6 protein-coding genes are annotated in these 5,377 nt (G+C 66.5%); 4 read left to right on the forward strand and 2 right to left on the reverse strand.

Annotated features, from left to right (window positions below; all coding sequences use genetic code 11):
* Positions 1 to 149: 149 nt before the first annotated feature.
* Together rpsO and ABF648_RS11760 are read right to left on the reverse strand one after the other, a co-directional pair.
* Positions 150 to 413 carry a 30S ribosomal protein S15 gene (gene rpsO / locus ABF648_RS11755; RefSeq protein WP_415632434.1) on the reverse strand — a complete coding sequence of 88 codons (264 nt, stop codon included), beginning with the start codon at positions 411 to 413 and terminating at the stop codon, positions 150 to 152.
* A 128-nt stretch (positions 414 to 541) separates the two neighbouring features.
* Positions 542 to 1,468: a bifunctional riboflavin kinase/FAD synthetase gene (locus tag ABF648_RS11760; RefSeq protein WP_415632435.1), complete on the reverse strand. Its 927-nt coding sequence runs from the start codon at positions 1,466 to 1,468 to the stop codon at positions 542 to 544.
* Between the two features lie 246 nt (positions 1,469 to 1,714).
* On the opposite strand from ABF648_RS11760, the gene ABF648_RS11765 reads away from it, so the two are divergent.
* From ABF648_RS11765 to ABF648_RS11780, 4 genes are all read left to right on the forward strand, one after another.
* Complete coding sequence (locus ABF648_RS11765) at positions 1,715 to 2,413, forward strand: FadR/GntR family transcriptional regulator (protein WP_415632436.1); 699 nt, start codon at positions 1,715 to 1,717, stop codon at positions 2,411 to 2,413.
* 121 nt (positions 2,414 to 2,534) lie between these two features.
* Entirely contained in the window at positions 2,535 to 3,992 is a 1,458-nt protein-coding gene (locus ABF648_RS11770) for a four-carbon acid sugar kinase family protein (RefSeq protein WP_415632437.1), read from the forward strand.
* A 53-nt stretch (positions 3,993 to 4,045) separates the two neighbouring features.
* The gene (locus ABF648_RS11775) at positions 4,046 to 4,945 is read left to right on the forward strand and encodes an NAD(P)-dependent oxidoreductase (RefSeq protein ID WP_415632438.1); all 900 of its coding nucleotides are present in this window, start codon (positions 4,046 to 4,048) and stop codon (positions 4,943 to 4,945) included.
* A gap of 196 nt (positions 4,946 to 5,141) precedes the next feature.
* On the forward strand, positions 5,142 to 5,324 hold the full coding sequence (locus tag ABF648_RS11780) for a hypothetical protein (RefSeq protein ID WP_415632439.1): 183 nt from the start codon (positions 5,142 to 5,144) through the stop codon (positions 5,322 to 5,324).
* Positions 5,325 to 5,377 lie beyond the last annotated feature (53 nt).

The following is a 5,377-nucleotide window of genomic DNA, read 5'->3' on the forward strand; positions in this document are numbered from 1 at the left end:
CCCACCACCCCAACCCAACACCCCCGCGCGAGTCCGCGGCGGGCCCGCCCCCCGGCGGCGGGGCGGGGGCGCCCCGCCCCCCCCCCCCCCCGGCCCCGCCGGGGGGGCCCCCCCCGCGTCGTGATTGTGCTGAGCAGTGATTGCGCCGCTCAGCGACGCAGGCCGAGACGGCTCACGAGCTGGCGGTAGTGGTCGATGTCTTCCTTGGCCACATAGTTCAGCAGACGACGACGCTGGCCGACCATCAGCATGAGACCGCGGCGGCTGTGGTGATCACCCTTGTGCACCTTGAGGTGCTCGGTCAGGTGCGCGATGCGCTTGGTGAGCAGAGCGATCTGCACGTCGGGTGAACCCGTGTCGCCCGGGTGTGTCGCGTATTCCTCGACGATCTTCTTCTTCGTGGCGGCGTCCATGTGGATCGCTCCCCTTCCCGTTCCCGTTGCGCGGCGCTGTCCCGCCCGAATGTGAACAGCTCTTGGTGATCCGCGGCCGATCGACGGCAACTTGCCCATCCTAGCAGCCAGGCCGTTCGGTGGAGGAATCAGGCTCCTGGCAGCGACTCAGCGAGCGCTGTGCGCGTATTGGCCACATCGAGGCGCATCTGGGCGATCAACTGGCCGGCACCTGAGAATCGCAACTGGCCACGGAGTTGTTTGACGAAGTCGACGGCGATCCGCACGCCGTAGAGCTGCAGGTCGGTGCGATCGAGCACATAGGACTCGACGCGCCGTTCCACACCGTCGAAGGTGGGATTGGTACCCACGCTCACTGCAGCAGGCATCGGTTCTGGATCGGAAGCATCGAGGATGGTGAGCCAGCCGGCATAGACACCGTCGGCCGGAGATGCCAGGTCTGGGGGAATGGGCAGATTCGCGGTGGGGAATCCCAGCGATCTGCCTCGCTGATCACCCAGCATCACCACTCCGCTGAGCCGGAACCAGCGCCCGAGATGCTCGGCAACGCAGGTGACATCGCCCTGGTCCAGGGCATGGCGGATCAGGGAGGACGAACTCTTGTTGTCCCCGATGGAGACCAAGTCGAGATCGACCACGCTGAACTCACCCTCGCTGAGTTCGCGCAGCGTCCCCGGATTACCCCTGGCACCGAGCCCGAAGGTGAAATTGGAGCCGACCACGACCGCCACAGGATCCAGCGGCCTGATCACGGTGTCCACGAAGCGCTGGGGCGACCAAGTGGTCACCTCCCGGTTGAACTGGACGACGCGCACCTGGTCGGCGCCATAGCGTTTGAGCAGCGCGATCCTGTCCTCAAGGGTGCTCAGCAGCCTGGGCGCGCGGTCCGGGGCGATGATCGTCATCGGGTGCGGCCACAGCGTCACCGCGACCACAGGCAGCACGTCCTCGCCACGTCCTAGCTTCCTGGCCAGCTCGACAGCTCGCGCGAGGAGTGCCTGGTGGCCTCGATGGACTCCGTCGAAATTGCCGATGACTACCACAGATCGGGGCATCAAAATCCTTCCTGCGCGATGGCGCCCAGAAGTCTAGCCGTTGCACGTCTGATCTCTGGTCGCCGAACGGCCGACGCTGCGTCTCGGAAGCTGTCGGTGCGCGGCGAGCGAAATCGAGCATGTGCGGGACAGCATGACGGCTCGATCCACCGACATCCGGCAGGATCCGAGGAGAATGCCCGCCACGTCCATAGAATCCAGGCGAACAGGACAGATGGCGAACAGAACGGACGAGGAGATGGCGTGATGGCGCAGAGCAGAGTCGAGGCGACCGTCAACGAACTGCTCGCCTCCGTCGTCAACGGTGGCGTCAAGCCAGGCGAATCGCTGCCAGCCGAGGCTGCCCTGGCCCAGAGCCTGGACGTCTCCCGACTCACCTTGCGGGAGGCAGTGCGCATCCTCACCGATCGCGGCGTGCTGCGCCCCGTCCACGGCAGCGGCACATTCGTCAATCCGCCCGAGCAGTGGACCGATCTCGGCAGCATGATCGCCCTGCAGGCGCAGACATCTGGACCACGTGAGATCGCTCTCGATCTGGTCGAGATCCGCCGCATGATCGAGGTTGCCGCCAGCGGGCTCGCTGCCGAGCGGCGCACCGACAAGGACCTCTCGGTGATGGAAATGTCACTGGCCCAGTTCCGCACCGGTCACGGCGAGGACGATGTGGCTGCGACGGTGCGCAGCGACCTGACCTTCCACGACGCCATCCTGCGAGCGGCCGGAAACCCCTTCCTCCCCACTGTGTTCGATCCCCTTCGCGAAGCTCTGCTGGCTGGGCGCGCCGAAACCTCCGCGCACTCAGAGGTGCGTGTACATGCCATGGCACACCATGAGGCGATCCTGGTGGCGATCCGGGATCGCGACGTGGAGGCCGCCCAATCGACGATGGCGGCGCACATGGACCAGACCGCCGCCGACATCACGGCCCACGTCCCCGCCCGCTGAAGTCCTCGGAGTCGGTCCTCGATCGGCCCGGCACGGTGTGCCGTGATGACTCTTGTACTGAAGTCATCAGAGGATTATCGTCATTTCTTGTCATCAGAGCTCTGATCACAAAGGAGTGGCAGTGGAAACGATCCCACTCGAAGAACTCATTTCCGGTATGCCGGCCGGACGGCGCGTCCCGGCCGAAGAGGTGGCCCGAGCCGGATGCCCGGCCCTCATCGTTCTCGACGACGACCCCACCGGAACCCAGTCGGTGGCTGCCCTGCCGGTCATCACCTCCTGGCATGTCAGCGACCTCGCCTGGGCCTTGAACACCGGCGCTCCGGCGGTCTACGTCATGACCAACTCGCGCAGCCTGTCCCCCGGCGATGCCGAGCGGGTGAACCGCGAGGTCGTCGCCAATGGGCTGGACGCAGCCCGGCGAACCGGGCGCGCAGCGGCATTCGTGTCCCGTTCCGATTCGACCTTGCGCGGTCACTTTCCCCTCGAGCCCAATACGATCTCCTCGGAACTCGCCAAGGACGGCCGACGGGTCGACGGCGTCGTCATCGTGCCCGCCTTCCCCGATGCCGGACGGATCACCATCGGCTCCACCCACTATGCCGGCAACCCCACCGACGGCTATCTCCCGGTCGGGCAGACCGAATTCGCCCGGGACGCGAGCTTCGGCTACCAGGCCTCCTACCTTCCCGACTGGGTCGCAGAGAAGTCGAATGGCGCCTGGCCGGCCGAAGCAGTGCTGCGTGTCGATCTGAAGGACATCCGCTCCGACCTCGACGCCGTTGTCACCACCCTGCGGAGAGCACGGGATCGCAGGCCGATCATCGTCGACTGTGCCGAGGAGAACGATCTGCGGTTGTTCTCGCTGGCGCTGGCACGCGCCGAGGCGGACGGCCAGAACTTCATCTGTCGCGTCGGACCACCCTTCGTACGAGCACGGGTCGGTCAGGAGGAGCATGCCCCGCTGTCCGCAGAGGAATCCGGACCGGCACCGAACGCTGCTCGATCCGAGGCAGCCGGAGGCCTCATCGTGGTCGGCTCCCATGTCGGCCTGACCAGACGGCAGGTCGACGTCCTGCACGAGCGGCAGGAAATCGCCGAGCTGGTCATCGACGTCCCGACAGTCCTGGATCCGGAACGCCGGGGTGCCCATCTGCGCGACATCGTCGGCGCGTCGGCCGAACAGCTGCTGCATGGATCGGTAGTGGTTCGCACCAGCAACCGGGTCGTGACCGGCGCTGACGGCGATGATTCGCTGCGAATCGCCCGGGAGGTCTCGGCAGCGCTGGTGGACGCCGTCCAGCAGATCCTGGCCACCAGGGCACCACGATTTGTGATCGCCAAGGGCGGCATCACCTCGTCCGATGTCGCCTCCAAGGGACTCGGAATCCGGCATGCCACGGTGCGAGGACCGATGCTGCCAGGAATCGTGTCGATGTGGGAACCCGCCGACGGCCCCGCGCGCGGCATTCCCTACATCGTCTTCGCCGGGAATGTCGGTTCAGACGATTCGCTGGCCGACGTCGTGGAGAAGCTCCGGCTGGCCGGGGCCACCCGGAGACTCCGGACCGGCGCCTGAATCCCATTCATTCACGTCCTGCATCTGTCATCTGATGATCAAGGAGATCAATCATGACCACCACTGTCGCTGTTCTCGGTCTGGGAGCCATGGGCCTGCCCATGTCCACCTGGCTGCAGAAGTCGTTCACCGTGACCGGTTTCGACATCAATCCCGAACGCACCCGGCTGGCCGCAGCGGAAGGGGTAGCCCCGGCGATCTCCGCCCGCAAAGCCGCCACCGGTGCGGACGTCATCCTGCTGGCGGTGCGCAATCCTGCCCAGCTGCAGGAGGTGCTGTTCTCCGGGTCCGGCGTCGCGACTGCGATGAAGCCGGGAGCGACGGTCCTGCTCACCTCGACTGTCGGCATGGACGCCGTCAGGGGTGCGGCGGCAGAGCTGTCCGAGATGGGGCTCGGGCTGGTCGATGCACCGGTTTCCGGCGGAGCAGTGCGGGCCGGCAAGGGCGACCTCCTCGTGGTCGTCGGCGCCGCGGACGACCAGTGGGAGGCGACCGAGGATGTGCTCGACGCAATGGCTTCGACGCTGGTGCGGGTGGGTGATGCCCCTGGTGCCGGGCAGGCGATGAAGACCGTCAACCAGCTGTTGTGCGGGGTCCATGTTGCAGCCGCCGGCGAGGCACTCGCCCTGGCACGCTCGCTCGGGCTCGACCTCGAGCAGACCCTGTCGGCGCTCATGTCGGGAGCCGCGGAGTCATTCATGCTGGGAGACCGTGGGCCCAGGATGCTGCATGCCTACGACGACGAGGAGGTCGAGGTCCGCAGCCGGTTGGACATCTTCGTCAAGGACATGGGCCTGGTGACCAGCGCCGCGAAGTCGGTCGGCCTGTCGACCCCAGTGGCCGCCGCTGCCGAACAGTCCTACATTCAAGGGGCGACACGCAATCTTGCCGCTCGTGACGATTCATCCGTGATCACCGTGGTCGCTCCTTCACCTGTCGTCGAGGACGAGTGACATGTCCATGGGCGTCCTTCTCGGCATGGCGCTGCTGGCAAGCACGCCCCTGCTCCTCCTGGTCTGGCCATCCTGATGGGCATTCCGCTCTGTGCAGTTGTCGCAGAAATCGGCCACTTCGCTTTCGAGGAAAATCCGCATCGACGGTGTGTGCTCGGCCGACACGGCGCTGGGGCCACCCGTGACATGGCAGGGCATGGAACCTGGGGGCAAGATCGCTGACGACGCATTGCCCGATGTCGCAGTCCTGGTGTCCGTGGCCGGCGCCGGCGCAGTCCTCGCGTCCGTTCTGGTCGCCAGCGGTGTCGGAGGGGCGCTGGCAGATCCAGCACACAGAGGGCCTGTCCACCCCATAGGGTGGGGGACGCCCCCGGGGTGAGGGGGGCCCATCGCCCCCGGGGGGGGGCCCCCACACCACCCGGGTGTGGGGGG

Source organism: Propionibacterium sp., assembly GCF_047719395.1.
Classification (GTDB): domain Bacteria; phylum Actinomycetota; class Actinomycetes; order Propionibacteriales; family Propionibacteriaceae; genus Propionibacterium.

Bases quoted from the DNA above. Each gene is read 5' to 3' on its own strand.
- rpsO (WP_415632434.1), bottom strand. From the start codon at position 413: ATGGACGCCGCCACGAAGAAGAAGATCGTCGAGGAATACGCGACACAC.
- ABF648_RS11760 (WP_415632435.1), bottom strand. From the start codon at position 1,468: ATGCCCCGATCTGTGGTAGTCATCGGCAATTTCGACGGAGTCCATCGA.
- ABF648_RS11765 (WP_415632436.1), top strand. From the start codon at position 1,715: ATGGCGCAGAGCAGAGTCGAGGCGACCGTCAACGAACTGCTCGCCTCC.
- ABF648_RS11775 (WP_415632438.1), top strand. From the start codon at position 4,046: ATGACCACCACTGTCGCTGTTCTCGGTCTGGGAGCCATGGGCCTGCCC.
- ABF648_RS11780 (WP_415632439.1), top strand. From the start codon at position 5,142: ATGGAACCTGGGGGCAAGATCGCTGACGACGCATTGCCCGATGTCGCA.